At 61.0% G+C, this 20,551-nt stretch carries 20 protein-coding genes and 2 tRNA genes; 14 read left to right on the forward strand and 8 right to left on the reverse strand.

From position 1 onward, the window contains the following. Window positions 1-53: 53 nt before the first annotated feature. The 11 genes from Q4T40_05650 to Q4T40_05700 all read left to right on the forward strand — a co-directional run bounded on the left by Q4T40_05650 (window position 54) and on the right by Q4T40_05700 (window position 11,179). The gene (locus tag Q4T40_05650) at window positions 54-416 is read left to right on the forward strand and encodes a hypothetical protein (GenBank protein MDT8900724.1); all 363 of its coding nucleotides are present in this window, start codon (window positions 54-56) and stop codon (window positions 414-416) included. Window positions 417-786: 370 nt separating this feature from the next. Further along, window positions 787-1,926 (forward strand): ATP-binding protein, encoded by a 1,140-nt coding sequence (locus tag Q4T40_05655; protein ID MDT8900725.1) that lies wholly within the window; start codon window positions 787-789, stop codon window positions 1,924-1,926. A gap of 142 nt (window positions 1,927-2,068) precedes the next feature. Then, window positions 2,069-3,298 (forward strand): L,D-transpeptidase family protein, encoded by a 1,230-nt coding sequence (locus tag Q4T40_05660; protein MDT8900726.1) that lies wholly within the window; start codon window positions 2,069-2,071, stop codon window positions 3,296-3,298. Between the two features lie 191 nt (window positions 3,299-3,489). After that, complete coding sequence (gene polA, locus Q4T40_05665) at window positions 3,490-6,114, forward strand: DNA polymerase I (GenBank protein MDT8900727.1); 2,625 nt, start codon at window positions 3,490-3,492, stop codon at window positions 6,112-6,114. A gap of 13 nt (window positions 6,115-6,127) precedes the next feature. After that, a complete protein-coding gene (gene mutM / locus Q4T40_05670) occupies window positions 6,128-6,952 on the forward strand; it encodes a bifunctional DNA-formamidopyrimidine glycosylase/DNA-(apurinic or apyrimidinic site) lyase (GenBank protein ID MDT8900728.1) in 825 nt (274 codons plus the stop codon). Between the two features lie 12 nt (window positions 6,953-6,964). Continuing rightward, the gene (gene coaE, locus Q4T40_05675) at window positions 6,965-7,555 is read left to right on the forward strand and encodes a dephospho-CoA kinase (GenBank protein MDT8900729.1); all 591 of its coding nucleotides are present in this window, start codon (window positions 6,965-6,967) and stop codon (window positions 7,553-7,555) included. Between the two features lie 67 nt (window positions 7,556-7,622). Continuing rightward, complete coding sequence (locus Q4T40_05680) at window positions 7,623-8,189, forward strand: lytic transglycosylase domain-containing protein (GenBank protein ID MDT8900730.1); 567 nt, start codon at window positions 7,623-7,625, stop codon at window positions 8,187-8,189. Between the two features lie 130 nt (window positions 8,190-8,319). After that, entirely contained in the window at window positions 8,320-9,936 is a 1,617-nt protein-coding gene (locus tag Q4T40_05685) for a peptide ABC transporter substrate-binding protein (GenBank protein ID MDT8900731.1), read from the forward strand. A gap of 77 nt (window positions 9,937-10,013) precedes the next feature. Continuing rightward, window positions 10,014-10,099 (forward strand) — tRNA-Leu (locus tag Q4T40_05690). A 26-nt stretch (window positions 10,100-10,125) separates the two neighbouring features. Continuing rightward, window positions 10,126-10,211: transfer RNA gene (locus tag Q4T40_05695), tRNA-Leu, on the forward strand. A gap of 167 nt (window positions 10,212-10,378) precedes the next feature. After that, complete coding sequence (locus Q4T40_05700) at window positions 10,379-11,179, forward strand: hypothetical protein (protein MDT8900732.1); 801 nt, start codon at window positions 10,379-10,381, stop codon at window positions 11,177-11,179. A 21-nt stretch (window positions 11,180-11,200) separates the two neighbouring features. Here the strand turns inward: Q4T40_05700 and Q4T40_05705 are convergent, their stop codons facing one another. Together Q4T40_05705 and Q4T40_05710 are read right to left on the reverse strand one after the other, a co-directional pair. Further along, complete coding sequence (locus Q4T40_05705) at window positions 11,201-11,869, reverse strand: hypothetical protein (protein ID MDT8900733.1); 669 nt, start codon at window positions 11,867-11,869, stop codon at window positions 11,201-11,203. 63 nt (window positions 11,870-11,932) lie between these two features. Continuing rightward, entirely contained in the window at window positions 11,933-13,165 is a 1,233-nt protein-coding gene (locus Q4T40_05710) for a diguanylate cyclase (protein ID MDT8900734.1), read from the reverse strand. Window positions 13,166-13,183: 18 nt separating this feature from the next. Between Q4T40_05710 and Q4T40_05715 the strand changes: the two genes are divergently transcribed. Then, window positions 13,184-13,351 (forward strand): hypothetical protein, encoded by a 168-nt coding sequence (locus Q4T40_05715; GenBank protein ID MDT8900735.1) that lies wholly within the window; start codon window positions 13,184-13,186, stop codon window positions 13,349-13,351. 126 nt (window positions 13,352-13,477) lie between these two features. Here Q4T40_05715 and Q4T40_05720 read toward each other — a convergent pair whose 3' ends face one another. The 3 genes from Q4T40_05720 to Q4T40_05730 all read right to left on the reverse strand — a co-directional run bounded on the left by Q4T40_05720 (window position 13,478) and on the right by Q4T40_05730 (window position 16,412). Further along, a complete protein-coding gene (locus Q4T40_05720) occupies window positions 13,478-15,046 on the reverse strand; it encodes an IS1182 family transposase (GenBank protein MDT8900736.1) in 1,569 nt (522 codons plus the stop codon). A gap of 74 nt (window positions 15,047-15,120) precedes the next feature. After that, window positions 15,121-15,534, reverse strand: a complete 414-nt coding sequence (locus Q4T40_05725; protein MDT8900737.1) for a hypothetical protein — start codon at window positions 15,532-15,534, stop codon at window positions 15,121-15,123. An 11-nt stretch (window positions 15,535-15,545) separates the two neighbouring features. Then, entirely contained in the window at window positions 15,546-16,412 is an 867-nt protein-coding gene (locus tag Q4T40_05730; GenBank protein ID MDT8900738.1) for a substrate-binding domain-containing protein, read from the reverse strand. A 231-nt stretch (window positions 16,413-16,643) separates the two neighbouring features. On the opposite strand from Q4T40_05730, the gene Q4T40_05735 reads away from it, so the two are divergent. Further along, on the forward strand, window positions 16,644-17,111 hold the full coding sequence (locus Q4T40_05735) for a hypothetical protein (GenBank protein ID MDT8900739.1): 468 nt from the start codon (window positions 16,644-16,646) through the stop codon (window positions 17,109-17,111). A 58-nt stretch (window positions 17,112-17,169) separates the two neighbouring features. Here the strand turns inward: Q4T40_05735 and bfr are convergent, their stop codons facing one another. The 3 genes from bfr to Q4T40_05750 all read right to left on the reverse strand — a co-directional run bounded on the left by bfr (window position 17,170) and on the right by Q4T40_05750 (window position 18,913). Continuing rightward, complete coding sequence (gene bfr / locus Q4T40_05740; protein ID MDT8900740.1) at window positions 17,170-17,634, reverse strand: bacterioferritin; 465 nt, start codon at window positions 17,632-17,634, stop codon at window positions 17,170-17,172. Window positions 17,635-17,748: 114 nt separating this feature from the next. Next, window positions 17,749-18,315 carry a hypothetical protein gene (locus Q4T40_05745; GenBank protein ID MDT8900741.1) on the reverse strand — a complete coding sequence of 189 codons (567 nt, stop codon included), beginning with the start codon at window positions 18,313-18,315 and terminating at the stop codon, window positions 17,749-17,751. Between the two features lie 136 nt (window positions 18,316-18,451). Then, window positions 18,452-18,913 (reverse strand): hypothetical protein, encoded by a 462-nt coding sequence (locus tag Q4T40_05750; protein MDT8900742.1) that lies wholly within the window; start codon window positions 18,911-18,913, stop codon window positions 18,452-18,454. Window positions 18,914-19,312: 399 nt separating this feature from the next. Between Q4T40_05750 and Q4T40_05755 the strand changes: the two genes are divergently transcribed. After that, window positions 19,313-20,530, forward strand: a complete 1,218-nt coding sequence (locus Q4T40_05755) for a GGDEF domain-containing protein (protein ID MDT8900743.1) — start codon at window positions 19,313-19,315, stop codon at window positions 20,528-20,530. Window positions 20,531-20,551 lie beyond the last annotated feature (21 nt).

Here is a 20,551-nt window from a genome sequence, read left to right on the forward strand (position 1 = left end):
AGCGGCGGCGGGTCATAATTTTTATGGACAATGACTAGAGAGGTGGGGCCGGGATGAGCATGAAGATGAGCCGGGTGCCGGTGAGCGGGGTGTTTCTCGACAGCCGCGCGCCGGCGGTGACGGGCGAGTACGAGTTTACGGTGGACTGCGGGGCGGTGTATTTCGGGGCGGTGTACGACGGCGACGGCAGCCTGCTGACGGTCGACCAGTATTTTTACAGCGAGGATTTTTCCCGCGACGATATGGAGGAGGCGCTCGATACCGCCGAGCTGATGTTCGTCGACGACCGGGATTTTCCGGCGAAGACGTATCTGCTGACGAAGGGGGAGGCCGGGAGCGAGTGGCTGCGGTTTCACGCGGTGGTGCCGGATGGGATCGATCCCGGGTATTTCAGGCAGAAGTATATCGGGGAGTAGCTTGGGGGGCTCGGCGTCGGCCGGGCCTTTTTATTATGTATTTAAGGCTCGCGGTGCGACGTTTTTTGTCGAATGGCGCGAGGGTGGCTGCATATAAAGGGGCTGCGGATGATGTAGTGCTGAAAAAAGTCGAATAATGATGAATAATATACGCATTATGTCGAATTAAAGAGGCGATAACTGGTAATTATGGCCTTGACAGATAAGGGCTTAATTGGTTTTTGCTATGATTTTCCCCGAGAGCAAATGAATTTTATGTCGTATTTTTACGAAAACTATTTCTTTGCCTTTTGCAGGAAATACAAATATTTACAAGAATGATTATCATGAATTGGACAAGCAGATGTTGCATGAGGAGGTCGACTAGTCGGTGCATTCGGCGGAGGCTTGGGACAACAAGGTTGTTTATTTGGGAAGGGAAGAGGATTACCGCGATTTTTTCGAGACCGGCAAAGCGGGAATCATGTATTTGGACGCGACGCTGCAGGTGAAGAATATCAACCGCGAGGCGGAGCGCATTTTCAGCCTGGAGCGTTCCCAGGTTTTGGGCAAGCGGGCGGAGGAGGCTTTTAGCCACTGCGGCGATAAGTTTCTGCGGGCGTTCGCCGTGTCGGAATACGAAGATTTTTATGCCGCCAACGTCATGCTGACGAAACGCGACCACACCTCGTACGTCCACGTGGACAGCCTCAAGCTGCGCGACGGCGAGGGCGGGGTGAACGGAGTCATCGTCATCGTGCAGGATATTTCGGCGATGAAGGCGACGCTCAAGCAGATCCAGACGACGCAGATGCTGATGTCGCTGGGGGAGCTGGCGGCCGGGGTCGCCCACCATGTGCGGGCGCCGCTGACGACGCTCAGCGGCTATTTGCAGATAATGATGAACAGGGTGGAGGACGACCGTTGCAGCGTGCGCCGCGAGGTGCTGGAGATGCTGCTGGGGGAAGTTTCGTACATCAATAATGTGGTCAAGGAGCTTGTGCTGTTCGCCAAGCCGCCGGTCAGCAAGGCGCCGGGGGTTAATGTTAACAGGCTGCTGGAGGAGGCGCTGCTGCTGGTCTTCAAGCAGATGGGCGGGGAGAGCGTGGCGATCGACAAGCAGCTTGCCGAGGGTTTGCCGACTTTGACCGCGGACGGTAATCTGCTGAAGCAGGCGTTGGTTAATATCCTCCAGAACGCGATGGAGGCGATGCCGGAGGAGGGGACGCTGACGCTGAGGTCGTGGCTGAACGCGGAGCTTAACATGCTGGTGGTGGGGATCGCCGATACGGGCGCAGGGGTCGGTCCGCAGCTATTGGCGCGGGTGTTCGAGCCTTTTTACACCACAAAGCTCGACCGTATGGGACTGGGCCTGCCGACCGCCCACCGGATCGTGACCGAGCACGGCGGGTTTGTCAATATCAGTTCGGATGAGAAGGTGGGCACGCGGGTGCATGTGTATCTGCCTATTTTCGATAACCGCGCGAAGCGAGTGTCCGGCGTACGTCAGCAGATCCTGAATTTGCATTAGAAGCCGAAGGGGGCAGCGGCCGGCGGGCTGCTGCGCTCTTGGCGGAGGTGCTGCGGACGGGGTTTATAGTGGTTGAAAAAGTGGAATATCGGCCAAGGGACCCTTCATATACAGTTAGTGGTCACTAACTTTTGGGGAAGGGATGCCCTTGGCTTTGTTGCGTGTATCAGCGCTGACGGCGCTGTTCGTTTTCGCCGTCCTGGCGCCGGCGGCCGCCGGGCTTAACCCCGATCTTGCGTCGCCGAGCATCGTGCTCAATCTGCCTAGCCGGACGCTGGAGTTTTACGCGGGCGGAGAGCTGGTAAAGACGTACCCGGTCGCCATCGGGAAACCGTCGACGCCATCGCCGCTCGGCAACTTCGCGATTTTCGAGAAGGAGGTGGATCCATGGTGGTTTCCTCCCCGCACGGGGGAGGTGGTTCCTTCGGGACCTCATAATCCGCTGGGCTACCGCTGGATGGGTTTCGCGCCTATGTACGGCATCCACGGCACCAACGCCCCTTGGGCGATCGGCCTGGCCGTGTCGAACGGGTGCATCCGGATGCGCGAGGCGGATGTGGAGGAGCTTTACGAGGTGGTGCCCTGCGGGACGCCGGTGAGGGTGACCTACGACCGGTTCAAGCTTCGGGTGGAAGGGACCGGGGAGGTTTCGCTGGGGGTTTATCCCGATATTTACGGTCGGCGCGAGCTGACGGCGGGCGAGGTGAGCGACGCGCTGGCGGCCCGCGGACTTGGCGGCCTGCTGACGGACGGCGAACTGGCAGCGATGATCGCCGAGGAGGCCGACCGCCAGGTGGTGTTCGCCCGCGTCCACAATGTGCGGGTGAACGGCAGGATGCTGGCGGAGCGGGCGGTGACGCTGAAGGGTGTTATGTATGTGCCGCTGTTGGCGGTGGCGGGCGCCCTGGAAGCAAAGGTGTCCTGGGACGGAGCCAACGGTATGGCGCGGGGAGCGAAGAGGGCCGTGCCGGTGGCTGTTATCGGCGACAAGGTTTACGTTGCGGCGAACGACGCCCAGGCGCTGTTCGGGGGGCAGCAGGTTTTCCGCGAGGAGGAGAACGTGCTGGCGGTAGATGTGGTGAGCTTGTTCCTGAACGGCCGGCCGCTGGCGGGCGACGTGCAGGTGGTGGAGGGCGTGCTGGCGGTGCCGGTGACGGCGGTGGCGGAGGCTGTCGGCCAGAAGGTGGCGCGGGGAGCCGACGGGTCGCTGAGCGTCCGGGGAACGAAGGTGCCGGCGTCGCTGGTAGGAGGGGAGGCGTACATCCAGCTTACTAAGGTTTACGACGTTTTCCGGGCGTACGTGTATTGGAATCAGGAGGCCAGGAGCATAGAATTAACATATCCGTTTATCGAAAGGGGCGGGAACGATTAGTTCCCGCTTTTGGTTGTGCGCCGGGATAACCGCCCCCTGGAAAGATTAAGCTGGCGGGAGAGGGAAATCTGAGAGGGATTTGTGGGAGACTAGCCAATACTATAACAGTTAAAGAAATAAAAAGACTAAAGGTTGCCGGGAAGGTCCCAAGGGGCCTTGTCGGCAGCCGTGAATTCAAGGGTGGTGGCGATATGCCCGGTAAGTTTGTGATAATCGACGGCAGCAGCCTGGTGCACCGGGCGTTTTACGCGCTGCCGCTGCTGGCTACGGCGGCCGGACAGTATACGAACGCGGCGTACGGGTTCACGACGATGCTGGTGAAGCTGCTGGCGGACGTGAAGCCGGACGCGGTGGCGGTGGCGTTCGACAAGGGCCGGGTGACGTTCAGGAACGAGCAGTACGCCGAGTACAAGGCCCAGCGCAAGGCGACGCCGACCGAGCTGGCCGAGCAGTTCCCGCTGGTGCGCGAGCTGCTGGCGGCGATGGGGATCGCGGTGCTGGAGGAGGCGGGCTTCGAGGCGGACGATATCATCGGCACGCTGGCCTGCCGGGCGGCGACGGGCGGCTATGAGGTCATCATCGTGACCGGCGACCGCGACGCGTTGCAGTTGATCGGCCCGGCGACGAAGGTGATGCTGACCCGCAAGGGGATTTCGGAGATGGCGCTGTTTGACCACGAGGCGCTGTACGCCCAGTACGGGGTGACGCCAGAGCAGGTCGTCGACCTGAAGGGCCTGATGGGGGACACGTCGGATAATATCCCCGGGGTGCCGGGGGTGGGCGAGAAGACGGCCACGAAGCTGATCGCGGAGTTCGGGTCGGTGGAGAATGTGCTGGCGAATATCGACAAGGTACCGGGGGCGAAGCTGCAGGAGAAGCTGCGCGATAACGCCGAGCTGGCGGTGCTGTCGAAGAAGCTGGCGACGATCGAGTGCAATATGCCGCTGCCGGACGCGCCTGAGGATTATACGCCGGCTCCCGATGCGGCGAAGGTGCGGGAGCTGTTTACGAAGTTCGAGTTCAAGAGCCTGCTGGCGAAGCTTGACACGATAATCCCCGGGGCCGGACCGGCGCAGGCAGCGGCACCCGCCGCGCCGCCGGCGGCCCAGGTGGCGGACAAGCCGTCGATGGTTGCGGAGCTTGTGGCCGCCGTCCGCCGCGAGGGGCTGCTGCGCTGCCACGCGGTGACGAGCGGCCAGGTGCCGGCGGTGGCGTTCGCGGGCTTGGGCGTGGCCGCGGGGGACCGCGCGGTTTTCGTGCCGGCGGGAACGGAGGGCTGGGACGAGGTGCTGGCCCTGTTGGCCGACGGAAATGTGGGCAAGATAACGTATGACGGCAAGACACTGACGAGCGCCTGCCTGGCGGCCGGGAAGCCGCTGGCGGGGCTGGCGTTCGACGTTTTTCTGGCCGCGTACCTCCTTGATCCGACGGCGAGCGATTACCCGCTGACGGGGCTGTCGGAGCGGTACCTGGGGAAGGCGGCCGCCTGGCCGGAGAAGGAGTGGCGCAGCCACCCCGACTACGCGGCCTGGGCGGCTACGGCGGCGGGAGAGCTTAAGCCGGTGCTGGACGGGCTGCTTAAGGAGACGGCCGCGGACAGGCTGTATTACGATATCGAGCTGCCGCTGGTGGAGGTGCTGGCGGTGATGGAGCAGACCGGCATCAGGGTGGATACGGACGGTCTGGCGACGATGGCGGGCGAGATCGGCCGCAAGGTGGACAGCCTGCTGGCCGATATCTACCGGATCGCCGGCGAGGAGTTCAACGTGAATTCGACCAAGCAGCTCGGCGTTATTTTGTTCGAGAAGCTGAAGCTGCCAGTGCAGAAGAAGACGAAGACGGGGTATTCGACCGACGCCGAGGTGTTGGAGAAGCTGGCCGGCGAGCACCCGCTGATCGATAAGCTGCTGGAGTACCGGATATTGACGAAGCTGAAGTCCACTTATCTGGACGGGATGGCGGCGCTGGTGAATCCGGCGAGCGGCCGGGTGCACACGAGCTTCAACCAGACGGTGACGGCGACGGGCCGCCTGTCGAGCTCCGACCCCAATCTGCAGAATATCCCGGTGCGTACCGACGCGGGCCGCAAGATCCGCGAACTGTTCGTGCCGGATGCGGGCTATGACGTGCTGCTGTCAGCCGATTATTCGCAGATCGAGCTGAGGATTCTTGCCCATATGTCGGGCGACGCCGGGCTTATCGAGGCTTTCAGGGTCGGCAAGGATATCCATACGGCGACGGCGGCCGAGGTGTTCGGGGTGAGCGAGGCCGAGGTGACGCCGCTGATGCGTTCGCGGGCCAAGGCGGTGAATTTCGGCATCGTTTACGGCATCAGCGATTACGGCCTGTCGCAGGGGCTGGGCGTAAGCCGCAAGGAGGCGGGCGAGTATATCGACAGTTATTTCGCCCGTTATCCGGGGGTGAAGCGCTATATCGACGCGATGATAGAGGATGCCCGCGAGAAGGGATATGTGACGACGCTGTTCGGGCGGCGACGCTATCTGCCGGAGATCCACAGCACGAATTTCAACCAGCGGTCGTTCGCCGAGCGGACAGCGATGAACACGCCCATCCAGGGAACGGCGGCGGATGTGATCAAGAAGGCGATGGTGGAGGTTTCCGGCCGCCTGAGGGATGCCGCCATGAAGAGTCGCGTGCTGCTGCAGGTCCACGACGAGCTGGTGCTTGAGGTGGCGTCGGCGGAGCGGGATAAGGTGGCGGAAATCGTCCGCGAGGCGATGGAGGGCACGGTGGACTTGTCGGTGCCGTTGACGACCGACGTCAAGTACGGGAAAAACTGGGCGGAAGCCAAGTAGACGGAGGATTTATATGCCGGAGATGCCGGAGGTCGAGACTATACGCCGCACGCTGACGGATAAGGTGACGGGGCGACTGATCGCTGATGTGAAGCTGCTGCTGCCGCGGCTGGTGAAGTGGCCGTCCCCGGAGGAGTTCCGGGCGGCGGTGACGGGTTCGGTCGTCACGCGGCTGGACCGCCGCGGCAAGTATCTGCTTTTTCATCTGGACAACGATAAGGTGATGGTGGTGCATCTGAGGATGACGGGGCGACTTTATCATGTCGCGCCGGGGGCGCCGCCCGACCGTTTCACGCGGGTGGTTTTCACGCTGGACGGCGGCGATGCGCTGCTGTACGCGGACAGCCGCACGCTGGGGACGCTGTATGTTTTGCCGGCGGACGAGCTGTGGCGCATTTCGGGGCTGGCAACCATGGGGCCCGAGCCGCTGTCGCCGGAGTTTACGCCGGAGTATTTCCGGGAGAGCCTGGCCGGCCGGCGGGTGACGATCAAGGGGCTGCTGCTCAATCAGAAGCTGATTGGCGGGCTGGGCAACATTTATGTGGATGAGGCGCTGGCGCTGGCGGGCATTCTACCGGAGCGGCCGGCGGCCAGCCTGACGGACGAGGAGGCGGCGCGGCTTTACGGGGCTGTGAACGCCGTCATCGCCCAGGGTATCGAGCATGGAGGGACGACTTTCCGCGATTACCGCGACGGTGCGGGCCAGAAGGGCAGCAACCAGCATCACCTGAGGGTATACGGGCGGAAGAACGAGGCGTGCAGCGTGTGCGGCACGCCAATCGCCCGCTCCGAGGTGGCCGGGCGCGGCACGCATTATTGCCCGCATTGCCAGCACTAGGAGGAGACGGGAGTGCGCGTGATCGGACTGACAGGCGGGATCGCCAGCGGCAAGAGCACGGTGAGCGGCATGCTGCGCGAGCTGGGGGCGCGGGTGATCGACGCCGACGCTATCGCCCGCGAGGTTGTGGAGCCCGGCCGGCCGGCCAGAGACGAGATCGTCGCCTGGCTGGGCCGGGATATTCTGCTGGCCGACGGTTCGCTGGACCGCAGGAAGCTCGGCGAGCTGGTGTTTGGCGACAGTAAGGCGCGGGCCGTCCTGGAGGGCATTACCCATCCGCGGATTACGGCGGCGGCGAAAGAGGCGCTGGCGGCGGCGGAGCGGGAAGGCTGCGCGGCGGCGGTGCTGGATGTGCCGCTTTTGTATGAGGCCGGCTGGGACGCGTATGTGGACGAGGTTTGGGTGGTGTACGTGGATGCGGCCACTCAGTTAAGACGTCTGATGGAGCGGGATTCCCTTACGGAGGGGCAGGCGGCGGCTCGTGTCGCCGCCCAGATGAGCCTGGAGGAGAAGGCCCGCAGGGCCGATATCGTTATCGACAACAGCGGCGCCCCGGAAAGCACCGCCGCGCAGGTGGCGGCGGCCTGGCGCCGGCCGGCGTGAGATAGGCGACATTAATCGGTGGTACTGCACATAGTTTATAAGGAGCATGGATGACGGAGTGATTGTGTTGCGCAAGACCACCCTGGCCGTGCTGGCGCTGCTCGCCGTGCTGGCGGCGGCGGCCGGCTTTATCGTGTACCAGAGCGACTGGTTCCAGCGGGAGTATATTTATCCTTTCCCTTACCGGGAAAAGGTGTTTTACTATGCGACCGAGTATGAGGTCGATCCTTTCCTGATTGCGGCCGTTATCCGCACAGAGAGCAAATTTATCGTCAACGCCCGTTCACCGAAGGGGGCGATGGGACTTATGCAGATGATGCCCGAGACGGGGCAGTGGGTGGCGAGCCAGGTGGAGCAGGAGGGGTTTTATCCCGGGATGCTCAACAACCCTGATACGAGCATCCGTTTCGGGGCGTGGTATCTGGCGTCGCTGAAGAAGGAGTTTAAGGAGAACGAGATTCTGGTGCTGGCGGCGTATAACGGCGGCCGCGGCAACGTGAGCCAGTGGATGCGCCAGCTGGGCTGGGATCGCGGTTTCCGCGACATCGACAGGATCCCGTATAAGGAGACGCGGGAGTATGTGAAGAAGGTGCTGGCGGCGAGGGAGCATTACCGCTTGCTATACGGCAGGTAACGGGGGAAGCGGTTTGTTAGGGTCGTCCGCGGCGGTGTTCCTCGGATGGCCCGCTTGGTGGAGACGATGGGGGAAGTTGTTTGGGGAGGTAGGGTTTTTGAGGTACGGGAGATTAGGGGTTGCGGTATTATTGATATTTGCGCTGCTTGCCGTGGGGTGCGGGCGCGATAAGGCGGGAAAGCCAGGGGCGCCGGAGGCGCCCGCGCCGGCGAAGATGGTGCCAGGCGGGCAGCTTATTTATGGCAGTCTGTTGGAGCCGAATACGCTTAACCCGCTGCTCTCCGATCTGGTGGCGACCGCCGAGGTGGGCAGCCTGATTTTCAGCGGCCTGGTGCAGGTGAACGATAAGGGCGAGTGGCAGGCCGATCTGGCGAGCGAGGTGCCGACGCTGCGGAACGGGGGCGTAAGCCCGGATGGTCTGACGGTGACGTATCGCCTGCGCCCGGGGGTAACCTGGCACGACGGGGCGCCTTTTACGTCCGCGGATGTGAAGTTTACGTGGGAGACGATCATGAACCGGCGGGTGAATGTGGTTTCGCGCGACGGCTATGATATGATAAGCGCGGTGGATACTCCGGACGCCAATACGGTGGTGGTGCGGTTCCGGCAGTATTACGCGCCTTACCTGACGTTGTTCACGACCATTCTTCCCCGGCATCTGCTGGCGAACGCGGAGGATATCGGCAAGGCGTCGTTTAACCGCGGGCCGGTGGGGACGGGGCCGTTCAGGTTTAAGGAGTGGCGTCTGGCGGAGGCGATCGTGCTGGAGGCCAATCCGGCGTATTTCAAGGGCCGCCCGAATCTGGACAGCATTGTTTACAAGATCATTCCGGACAGCAATATCATGCTTACCCAGCTTAAGGCGGGCGAGGTCGATATCGTGAGCAACGTGGGCATCGCCAATCTGGAGCAGGTGAAGGCGGTGGGCGGGGTCCGGGCGGTGATGACGCCGAATATGATCTGGGAGCATCTGGACTTCAATCTGGATAACGCGCTTTTCAAGGATGCGAGGGTGCGGCGGGCGGTTGCGCTGGCGCTCGACCGGCAGGCGATCGTGAATAGTGTGGTGAAGGGTGCGGCCAGCGTGGCGGTGGGCGATCAGTCGCCGCTGTCGTGGGCGTATAATCCGGTGCTGAAGCCGCCGGCCCGCGATGTTGGCGCGGCGAGGGAGCTGTTGGAGCAGGCGGGTTTCAAGCCGGGAACGGACGGGGTTTATGTCAGGGATGGACAGCGCCTGGCTTTCAATCTGGTGACGACGACGGGGAACAAGACGCGGGAGGCGGTGGCCCGCGAGGTGGCGCAGCAGCTTAAAGAGGCGGGCGTGGAGGCAACCGTTCGGCTGGTGGACGCGCCGGTGTTTTTCGGGGACGTGCTGCGATCCCGCCGTTTCGAGGCGGCGATGTTTGCCTGGGTGGCGGGGCTCGATCCCGATAACGCCAGTCTGTGGCATTCGCGCAATATCCCGTCGGCGGGCAATAGGTATCAGGGGCAGAATTACGCCGGTTGGCGCAATCCCGAGGTGGACGGCCTTATCGAACAGGGGGCGCGGCTGGTGGATGTGGAGGCGAGGAGGCAGGCGTATCTCCGTATTCAGGAGCTGATCGCGCAGGAGGCGCCGGTGATTCCGCTTTATTTCCGTTCGAATGTTGACGCGGTGCGCGATACGGTGGTAAACTATAAACCGAACCCGACCCAGGCGGGCAACCTCTGGAACGCCCGCGAGTGGGGGTTGACCAAAAAAAGGTAGTGGACAAGGTATTGACTGAGACTGGGGCTTGTGGTAAGATAATTTTGTCGCCAAAAACGGCGGCACAATGATGATACGCGGTCGTGGCGGAACGGCAGACGCGCTAGCCTCAGGAGCTAGTGGGGGCAACCTCGTGGTGGTTCAAATCCACTCGACCGCACCATCAAACCTCAATACCCTCCAAACTATGCGGTAGTGGCGGAACGGCAGACGCACCAGCTTGAGGGGCTGGCGGGGGCAACCTCGTGGTGGTTCAAATCCACTCTACCGCACCATAAGAAAGACGGAACCCGCAGGCGAATGAGCCTGCGGGTTTTTTGCGCGTGACAGGGAGGAGATAAATGCCATGTGTGGAATTTTACATATATTGTTAGCGGTCCGCGCCGGTGCTATATCAGTAGTTTTCCGGCGGCGGGCGATCAAAAGGGAACGGGGTGTTGTTGTGAGAGTTGTTTTTTCACGGGTGCTGGCCGGCGCGGCGCTGGCGGTTCTGCTGGTTATGGGGAATAATGCGGGGGCCGACGCGGCGCAGGTTACCAGGACGCTGGAGGAGAACACGCGGATAACGCCGCCGGGGGTGATTGTGGCCAAGCGGAGCGAGATTCCGATGTTCAAGAAGGGGACGGTCGTTACGCTGAACGAGTACGGCGAGGTGCTGGAGGGGACTTTGGCGGAAGACATAAGCCTACCGTACGAGACGGGTAAATCCGAGGGGGCCGCCAGGATGTCGTATACGCCGCCGACGTATATGTATGTGCCGATGTATGTCGATTCGGGGCCGCGCTACCGGATTCTGCCCTTCAAGGGCGATACGCGGGTCGTGTTCAACGACCGGGGCGAGGTTGTTTTCGGGACGATCTCCGGGGCCGCCCAAAGCATCATGCTGGATTATTCGAATCATATTCTGGTGGCCGACGGCGAGATCAGTTTTCACAAGAACGGGATGCTGGCGAGCTGTACGCTGAATGATGATAGTTTTCTGCGGCCGGCGGGCTGGCAGCAGTTGTTGAACGATAATTTCAAGGATAACGTTGCCTGTCCGGGGTATGTGGAGTTTAAGGGCAAGAAGCCGGTGAAGCTGAACGAGAAGGGTGAGGTGCTCTTTGGCACGCTGGACAAGGACACGAAGCTGCCCGGTTATAATAAGTTTGCGACAGGCGTTGTCGCCAAGCTGCTTTATGAGGCCGGCACGGAGGTGGAGCTGGACGGCAAGGGGGTTGTGGTGAAGGCGACGAAAAAGTGAGCGGGTTGTTATAGCACGGTATTATTGTTGAGTGAGGAGCGTCGTGAGACGCTGGAATTGGGGGAAGTTGCCGAATACGATCGGGTTTAGGTCGGCGCTGCCGCCGACCGCGGCGGCGGTGTTGATGCGCCAGCGCGCGTTGTGTCTGTGTCCGTCGGTCGCGTATTGGCACCAGCCGCTTGTTCCCTGCCGGTCGGAGAGGTAGAGCCATTGGTTTTCCGCTTCGCGGATTTCTTTGCGGTTGGGTGGTAGTTCGACGCCCAGCGCCTCGACGGCGATGATTTCGCCCCGGTGATATACGGCGAGGGCGTCGCCGCCGTATATGGATATGTAGCCTACCGTTTCTCCCGGTTGGAGGGTTTTCGTTCCGTCGGGGGAGGATAGGGGTTGCCTGATTGTAACGGGATGCAGACCGGGATGGGCGATGTAGCAGAGGGCGAGGAGGGTGGCTTCTTTGCCCGGGGGCAGGGTGCCGACGATTCGGCTGGCGGCGTCGCGGTCGGCATGGAGGGCTACTGGCTGGGCGGGGATGACGGTGTAGCCGGCGCCGGGCGTTTTGTCCGCCAGGAATCCGTTGTAGTACCAGAAGCCGTCGAGGGCGACCGAGGGCGGCATTTCGGTCGCCGCTGCGCCGCCTCCCAGGGGCAGCAGCAGGATGAGGACGAGCGACAGGATTGTTTTCGTTGACAAGTTGGTTCAGTCCTTTCGGCACAGTGTTAGCAGGAGGAAGGATAAAGACAGGTCCCCGTGGGCTCAGGCCCCGGGGACCGTTTTGATTTCCCGCATGCGGCGTGCGTCGGCGACGGCTGGGAGGACGCAGGAGGCGAGGATGCCGAAGACGGCGACGATGCCGGGGTCGAATTGGGTTTGGGCGTTGCGGCGGATTTCGGCGACGATGGCTGCGGGGGAGAGGGCTTTGCGGTAGGGACGGTCTTCGGCCATGGCGGCAGCGGCGTCGGCGACGGCGCAGATGCGCGCGAGGAAGGGTATCTGGGTGCCTTTGAGGCCGTAAGGGTAGCCTTCGCCGTCCCAGCGCTCGTGGTGGTAGAGGATGATTTTGTTGGCGGCGTCGAGGTGGTTGTTGTTTTTGAGGAGATCGTAGCCGAAGGTGGGATGGAGCTTGACGGCTTCGTATTCTTCGGGGGTCAGTTTGCCGGGCTTGAGCAGGAGGGAGTCGGCTATGGCGAGTTTGCCGATGTCGTGGAGGAGGGTGCCCCAGTTGAGCTGGAGAAGTTCTTGGTCGGACAGGCCCATGTTTTGGCCGATGGATATGGCGATTTTGTTGACGAGGAGGGAGTGCTGGGCGGTGTCGCTTTCATGGGTTTCGAGGACTTTGAGGAAGCTCATGAGGGTGGCGACATGGGCGGAGGGGATCTGACGGCGGGAGGCGTTTTCGAGTTCTGTGAGGAACTGGCCGATGGACTGGTTGGCGAAGGCGATGTCGGCGATGCGGATGATTTTGTCGCCGTCTTTGGTGAAGGAGTGGCCGTCGCTGATGCAGACCTGGTTGCGGCCGGCTTCTTTGGCGGCGTACATGGCGTTGTCGGCATGGTGGATCAGTTGCTCGGCGGTCATGCCGGACTTGTAGGTGACGATGCCGACGCTGACGGTGATTCGGCCGCCGGGCTGGCTGTCTTCGCCGGGGAAGCCGTGGGTGGAGACGGCCCGCTGGAGGCGGAAGGCGGCTTCGCGGGCTTCGTCCGGGCCGGCGCCGCGCATGAGGAGCAGGAATTCTTCGCCGCCGAAACGACCGAGGGTGTCGCGGTTGCCGGTGAGGCGAGCGAGTAGTTCGGCGAGCCGGCTTAGAAGGGCGTCGCCCTGAATGTGGCCGTATTTGTCGTTGTATTTTTTGAAGTAGTCGATGTCGAACATGAGGAGGGAGAAGGGGGCGCCGCCATCTGCAGCCTGGCTGATCTCGGTTTCGATCTGGTCCATCATGTAGGCGGTGTTGTAGAGGCGGGTTTTGGCGTCGCGGTTGGCGAGCAGGCGCAGGTCGTCGCAGGAGTGTTCGAGTTCGTCGACGACGCCGAAGATTTTCCGCTCGGCGGCGAGGACGATGCCCAGGGGAAAGCGGTAGATGGTGTAGGCGAGGGCGGCGCCGAGGAGGGTGAAGACGCACAGGGAGAGGAAGGAGGAGAGGAAGAGGTGATCGATGCTTTCGACGATTTCTAGGAGAGTGTTTCGAAACCCCTGTATACTGTGGCCATTGAGTACCCATCATGGTTAAAAAGGCGGCCCGTCACCTCAATTTAGGGATATGCCGGAAAGAATAACGTTTGATTCTATCCCCTATGGCCCTTACTGACCCACCAGGACCGCTGGGAGCCCGACCGATGGGCAGACTTGGTCCCGGGTAAGTGTATAGAGCCGTTTGATATTCACCACTGCTGCGGTAAACGCGACCTGAAGGAGCGTTTTGGTTCTGCCTATATATCTGGCTTGACGCATTCCTTTGCGAATCAGGTGCGCCACTTTTCGCTCCACCTTGGCCCGCTTCACGTACAGCGTTCGGAATTCTTCTGTGGCCATCTCGGCCAGAATCTCCCGCCGCCGCTCTTCCTGCGAATGCAGCTCAATCGTCTTTCCCTTGCCGTGACGGGTGCACTGGTCCCGGAACTTACAACGGTTGCAGGTCGCTTTGGGGAAAACAAACACATCAATGCCGCCCTTGCGATGCCGGACCGTGGCCGTGATTTCTCCCGCCGGACACCAGCAGATTCCTTGCCCAAAATCGATGGTAAAGTCCTGTTTGCCAAACCGTTTCTTCGGGGCGTGAGCCCCTGGCAGCGGCGCCACCGGCGTTACTTGATGTTTAGCCATCTGATCGCGGGCTTCGAGTGTGCCGTACGCGGTATCCCCGAGCAGCTTGCCAGGCTTGACGAGGGTTCCCGCCAACAAGGGATCGACCGACTCGCCATCCGGCCGGTTTCCGGCAGTGATATCGATGCCGGTAATAAGTTCACTGGCTTCGTCCATGAGAATCTGGCTCTTATGGCCGTTGAACCTGCCGCTTGAGGTTTTGTGTCCGTGCCTCATGTCCGGGTCCGTTACCGAAAGAATGCGGTCAGGAGCCACGCCCTGTTTGAGATGGATACCGGTGTCATCGGTGACAATATCCTGCTCGGTGACATTACCCAGGAGTTCCATGGCCGTCTTTTCGTCCGCCGTCAATTCGGCCCCCTTGAGCGCATCCAAGATGGCGCGACCGTCGCCGACCAACTGGCGGAGGAGCTGGGTTCTGGCTTCAGCATCATCCCACCGGATCTTCTCCTTGCCGTTTTGGCTGTAATCCAAGGACAAAGAAAGGGCGTTCAACCGGTCCCGTGCCGTACCGCCGGCATGACTGCTTACGGCGAACATCTTCTGGATGGCCTTTTTAATTAAGGTGTAGGTGTCCTGGAGAGCGCCCGCTCCCAGCACCTGGGTGGAGTCAAGAATCTGCAGTCCCCGGTCCTTCAAGATCCCCGTTTCTTTGGCGAGGCGGACAAATCGTTCAAAAACCAGCTTCTGTTGCTTATTGAGCAGCAGCCGGGTACGAAACCGGCACAGGGCCGTATGGTCGAAGCCCGTTTCGTTCAGGCCCAGACCCAGCGCTTTTTTCCAGCGCAGGTCATAGCGGGCGCGCTGTTCCGCTTCCCGATCCGAAACGTTGTCATGATACATCAACAACAGCACTTTCGACAGCAGAGCCGGAGAAACCGAAGGCCGGCCAACGGCACTGTACAGGTCGGCAAAGTCTTCTTCCCGGATGAGGCGCTCGCCCCACCGGGCAAACAGTCCGTAAATGCTATCGGGATCGACCAGCGGACCATCCAGCCACGCTTCTAAATCCAATAAGCTGGTCTGTTTATCTTGGCTTCCTAACACGGCGTTCACCTCTACAGGTAAATTCGCCGTCAGGCCTTGATTTCCCTGGTTTCAAGGGAATCTCCGGTTTGATTTCAATGGGTTTTGCAACACACTCCTAGGGTGCCGTAGACGCGGTTGTTGTATTTGATGGTGGTGCGGGTGGTCATGTCGAGGATGGCCGCCGGTCCCGGCTTGCCTTCGTAGGCGAGCCGGCCGGTGTCTGTATAGACCCGGAAGGAGACGATGGGCTCGGCTTCGGGGAAGCGGTGGGCGACTTCGACGAAGCGCGGGATGTCGTAGTACCAGAGTTCGGGGTTGTCGTGAATGGCGAGCCTGATTGTTTCGGCGAGCAGCCGGCCGCGCAGTTCGGCGGCCTGATGGCGTTCGTCGTAGCTTAGCGTAAGGTAGGTGACGGGCATGGCAACGCTGATGACGAGCCATGTCATCAGCGCGAGGATGCGCATTCGGTTGGCGAATTGTCTGGAGAAGCCGATTTTGTTTATCACGTGGTCCTCACCTATTGCGGCGGTGTGCCGCCGTTTTCGGATATGACGGCCTGACCTTCGCGCGAGGCGACGAAGGCGATGAAGGCTTTGGCGCGCTCGGTAAGGGTACCTTTGTAGATGAAGGAAAGGGGTTTGACGTAGGGGTAGCGGCCGCTTCTGATGTTGTCGTCGGTGGAAGCGACGCCGTTTATGGAGAGGGGTTTGATGCCGCCGTTGATTTTGATTTCGGTGGAGTCGGTGTGCCCGAAGGCGCCCTGTTTGGTGCGGAGGCTGTTGGCCATGTCGATGTCGTGATACATTACCTGCCAGCGTTTCTGGCTAACTGAGTCCTTTATGGCGTCGGCGAAGCCGGGTATGAGCTTGAAGAGGGTCAGGTTGGAGCTGTCGTGAAGGCCGCGAATGAGGACGATGATGGGCCGACCGTCGCTCCAGGCGGTTTTCTCGCCGCGATGGATCCTGACAATGTCGTCGAGCGTGACGTCATTGTCGGGTACGTCCGGATGGGCGGCGAAGATGATGGCCACTTTGGCGTAGGGGATTTCGTTGAGGCCGGAGGCTTTTTCACCGGCGGTGAGGGAGCGGGAGACAAGGCCGAGTTCGAGGGCGCCTTCCTGGACGGCTTTGATTGCTCCGCTGGTGCCGATGCTTTTCGGCACTTCGACAACGGTGTTGCCCGCTTTTTTATTGTAGGCGGCGGCGAGTTTTACGGTTATGGGCAGGTTGGTGCCCGAGCCGGCGACGATGAACCGCCCGGTTCCGGCCGGTTTGGCGTCAGCGGCGGGCTTGGTGGGCGACGGGCCGCTGCCCGGGCCGGAGCAGCCGGCGGCGAGGATGAGGCATAGGATGGCGGCGAGCATGGCGTTACGGGGGATGAGCATGTTCTTGCCTCCGTGTCGGGCGATATTTCGACAAATTGGGTAGATAATGAACGAACGCGCCTGTTTTCGAGTTAATTCGACGTTTTGGACGATTATCCTGCAACTGGATTAATTATCCAGGGGAGGGATGGGTCGGCGCGGCCTTGCGCTTTTTCGTCGATGGCCGCCGGGTCGTACTAAAATGCGGCTGCGGCGTATAGGATAGTGGTAAAAAACGGAGAGGTGATGGGTGTGAAAAGATTGCTGGTTGTGGCGGCGTTTGTGGCGGCGCTGGTGCTTGCGGGCGGGACGGCGCTGGCATGGCACGCGCCGGCGGAGGGGGTGCCGGCGGCTCTGCGGCAGGGGGCGGAGCGGGGGTATTTCATCTGGCACGATGGCGACGGGCTTCATCTGCGTGTTCATGCGCGGGTGTCGACGAGGCCGTTCAGCGGTTCTATCAGAACGGACGGACATTTTGCGGCGGTGCATGGCAGGAAGCTGGAGTACGGGGATCATTACCGGCTGGACAACGATAAGAAGACGATCCGTTTTCAGTTCCGCACGGCCGGAGCGATGGACGGGCTGGATTTTCGGGTGGCGGGCGGCAGCTATGTGGCGTTCACCTTGATGGTCGACGGCGCGCAGGCGAATCCGGACGGGATTTTTATCGGCCACGAGGGCTGGCGGCCATCGTCGCACCGTTTCACGCTGCGCCGGTAAAGGGCCGAGGCGCAAAAAAACTCCCGAAGCCAGAGCTTCGGGAGTTTTTTTGCGGGGGTTATATTTGGGTGGTGAGGAAGATCGGCAGGGTCATGTGGCCGACTTGGTCTTGGAGTTCCTCGATTTTGTCGATATGTTCGTCTTCGTCTTTGAGGATCGACTCAAGGATTTCCCGGGTGGCGAAGTCGTTGACTTCGCCGGCGAGCTGGATGGCGGCGTTGTAGGCGGCGATGGCTTCCGCTTCGGCGGCGTGATCGTTGGCGAGTTGTTTGGGGATGTCGGCGCCGATGTGGATGGGGTTGAGTTTGGTGACGATGGGGGTGCCTTCGAGGAAGAGAATACGGGCGATAAGCATTTCGGCGTGCTTCATTTCGCCGATAGCCCGTTTCTCGAATTGGTCGTGGAGTTTGTTGTAGCCCCAGTTGGCGCACATCTCGGAGTGGACGATGTACTGGTTGATGGCCGTCAGTTCGTCGGCGAGAAGCGAGTTGAGGGTTTCGATGAGTTTGGGATTACCTTTCATGATAAGCCCTCCTTTTCGGTGTTATATTTATACTATTATGCGGGCGACCTGGAAAAACCTCCTTGAAAAGTTTTTCTTTGGCTTTAATTTATAAATGATGTTTTTTGATAGGCGTTATTGTTGTGGTGGAGTCACCGGCTGGAGGTCGACGAGTTTCATTATCGCCATTACCTGGCGGACGGCGTTTTCGAGGGGACCGGTGTTCTTGACGACGTGGTCGGCGATCTGCCAGTTGTCGAATTCCCCGGCGGCTTTGGCGTAGTCGATTTTTGCCCGGACGGCTGCGAGGTCGCCCCCCTGCGCGATCACGCGGTCGATGACGGTGCCTTCGTCGATGAGGATGAATATCGATATAACCCGCTGACCGAGAAGTTTTTTGAGCTGCTCGAGGCCGTTGCGGTCGACGCCGACGACGGAGACGGGGTTTTTCTCGATGATGTTCAATACGTCTTTTTTGCCGAGGCCGTAAAAATGGCCCGAGTAGGCGATTTTTTCGATTAGTTCGGTTTTGGCGAAGGTGTCTTTGTCGATGAAGCGGTAGTCGACGCCGTCCTGTTCGCCGGGGCGCGGGGGGCGGGTGGTGTAGCTGACGATTTCCGGAACGCCGTATCGGGAGAGTTCTCTGGCGATGGTGGATTTGCCGCAGGCGGGCGGGCCGATAAGGGCGTAGACGATGTTCACGTGTGATCGCCTCCGTTTGTGGTTTTATCTAAAAATTCTGTATAATGCGAAGAAAATCCTTTTTAGCCGCAAAAAGGAAAGGGGAAGGCAGTCGGCCTTCCCGAAGGGGAATGGTTTTTGGAGGGGAAAAGAATCGTCAGCGCCTGTTCCACCAGGAGATGAAGAAGCTGTCGCGGTTTTCGTAGTCGGTGTTGTCATCGCGGATGAAGATGAAGGCGCCGTTGTGCATGAAGCCGATGCTGACCAGTTCGTCGGCGTCGTTGTAGAAGAATACGCCTTCGGTAACGCGATGACCGCGGTACCAGAAGCCTTCGCTATGCCGGTCGTGCCAGCGATAGGCGCGCAGGCCGGGGAAGCGGTCGTGCCAGCCGCGGTCATGGATGCGCTCCATGCGGTATCTGGCCGGCGGGTAATAATTGCGGTGCTGGTGCCAGGAGATGGTTATTTCGCTGTGGCGGGTATGATGCCAGCTGCTGTTGCGGTACTTGGCGTGGGACCAGTCGTGGTTGCGCCCGGGATGGTGTCTGGCGTCGGCGCTCGCGGTCGCCGTCAGGGATATTACCAGTACGATGAGAGACATGAGGAAAAATTTCTTCACTTTGCCGCCCCCTTTCCTTTGTTACTAATTGTAACCAGCATTTGTGACAAATTTATGACAAAGTATCGATGAGTGTAATACGATTAACATAATTTATCTTACAAATTACTGCGGCGGATGCCGATGCGCCTCTCCGCCGCAGGAGACGCGGCGGAGGGGTAAAGGGGGCGGCAGCGACGCGCCGCCGGGAGGAACCTTCTCGGGCGGGCAGGTAATTGGCCCGGTTACGCAGAAAAAATAAAGGAACAAAACAAACTTCGGGATGAAGCTTGTCACGGTGCTGGGCAGGGAAAAGGATGTTCCCGCCCGGCGCGTGGATATTGTGTTTCCTTCTTTACTGCAGAGATCGGTGTGTAGTACCGGTTGGCAGACGGTTTTTCCCGGGAGATGCGAGGATATATGAGGATTGCTAATAACCGCCGGCGGGCGGACGTGAAACGGAGCAGGTGGCGGGAGCTGGCGGGGCGGTTTTTGACCATGCCGCTGGCGCTGTTGGCGACGGCGGCGCTGGTTTTCTGGCAACGGGCGGCGCTGCCGGCGGCGGCTTCGGGGATGTTGACGATGGCTTCCTATATCCTGGCGGCGGTGGGGATGGCGCTGAGCGCCGGCTTCAACCGCAGCCGGGTTTTTGTTGTGCTGCTGCTGCTGGCGCTGGTGGAGACGGTGTTGAATCTGCCGGTTCCGGCCGGTTTCGACGCCCGACTGTATCAGGCCGCGGTTTTTTATTGCGCGGCGGTTTTGTTGCCGTTGAATATCCTGCTGGTTTCGCTGCTGGGGGAGAAAGGGCTGGTTACGCCGGCAGGGCGGGCCAGGCTGGCGGCGGTGGCTGCGGAGATTTTGGTGGCGGCGGTGCTGATCGCCTCCCAAGACAGGGACGTGGCCGCGTTCATCGGTCGCGATTCGCTGGCGTTGGCGGGGATTACGGCGTTGCCGCGAACGGCGGCGGCGCTGACCGTGGCGGCGGCCATAGTGCTGGCGCTGAAGAGAATAAGGCGCCCGGCGCCGGTGGAGGGCGCGCTTTTGTATGTGTTGCCGGCGGTGGCGGCGGCGTTCCATTTCCGCGAGCCGGCGGCGCTACCGCTTTTCTTCGCGGCTGCGGCGGCGATGCTGACGGTGGCGGCGATCCAGGATTCGTATTCGATCGCGTATCGCGACGAGCTGACGGGGCTGCCGTCGCGACGGGCGCTGCAGGAGGAACTGTCCCGGCTGGGGGACCGGTTTACGGTCGCGATGGTGGATGTCGACTTTTTCAAGAAGCTGAACGACAAATACGGCCACGACGTGGGCGACGATGTACTGCGGCTGGTGGCGGCGATGGTGATGGAGGTGCCCGGAGGCGGGCGGTCGTTCCGCTATGGGGGCGAGGAATTCGTGGTCGTGTTTCCGGGGATGGGCCTGGAGGAGGCGCGGCCATGCCTGGAGGAGGTGCGGCAGCGGATCGCGGCGCGGGCGTTCGTGGTCCGCGGCACGGGGGCGGCGAAGCGGGTTGCGGTGGCGGTGAGCATCGGGGCGGCGGAGGGCGGGGGGCGGCAAGGGACGCCGGCCGAGGCGCTGAAGAAGGCCGACGAGGCTCTGTATCGCGCGAAGGAGCAGGGACGCAACCGGGTGTGTACGTAGAAAAGCCGTTCCTAATATGGA

This window comes from Selenomonadales bacterium 4137-cl (genome assembly GCA_032334055.1).
Classification (GTDB): domain Bacteria; phylum Bacillota; class Negativicutes; order Sporomusales; family UBA7701; genus Anaeroselena; species Anaeroselena agilis.

Excerpts from the sequence above, each read along its gene's own strand:
- Q4T40_05650 (MDT8900724.1), top strand. The coding sequence starts at position 54 with ATGAGCATGAAGATGAGCCGGGTGCCGGTGAGCGGGGTGTTTCTCGAC.
- Q4T40_05660 (MDT8900726.1), top strand. The coding sequence starts at position 2,069 with ATGCCCTTGGCTTTGTTGCGTGTATCAGCGCTGACGGCGCTGTTCGTT.
- polA (MDT8900727.1), top strand. The coding sequence starts at position 3,490 with ATGCCCGGTAAGTTTGTGATAATCGACGGCAGCAGCCTGGTGCACCGG.
- mutM (MDT8900728.1), top strand. The coding sequence starts at position 6,128 with ATGCCGGAGATGCCGGAGGTCGAGACTATACGCCGCACGCTGACGGAT.
- Q4T40_05730 (MDT8900738.1), bottom strand. The coding sequence starts at position 16,412 with ATGCTCATCCCCCGTAACGCCATGCTCGCCGCCATCCTATGCCTCATC.
- bfr (MDT8900740.1), bottom strand. The coding sequence starts at position 17,634 with ATGAAAGGTAATCCCAAACTCATCGAAACCCTCAACTCGCTTCTCGCC.
- Q4T40_05755 (MDT8900743.1), top strand. The coding sequence starts at position 19,313 with ATGAGGATTGCTAATAACCGCCGGCGGGCGGACGTGAAACGGAGCAGG.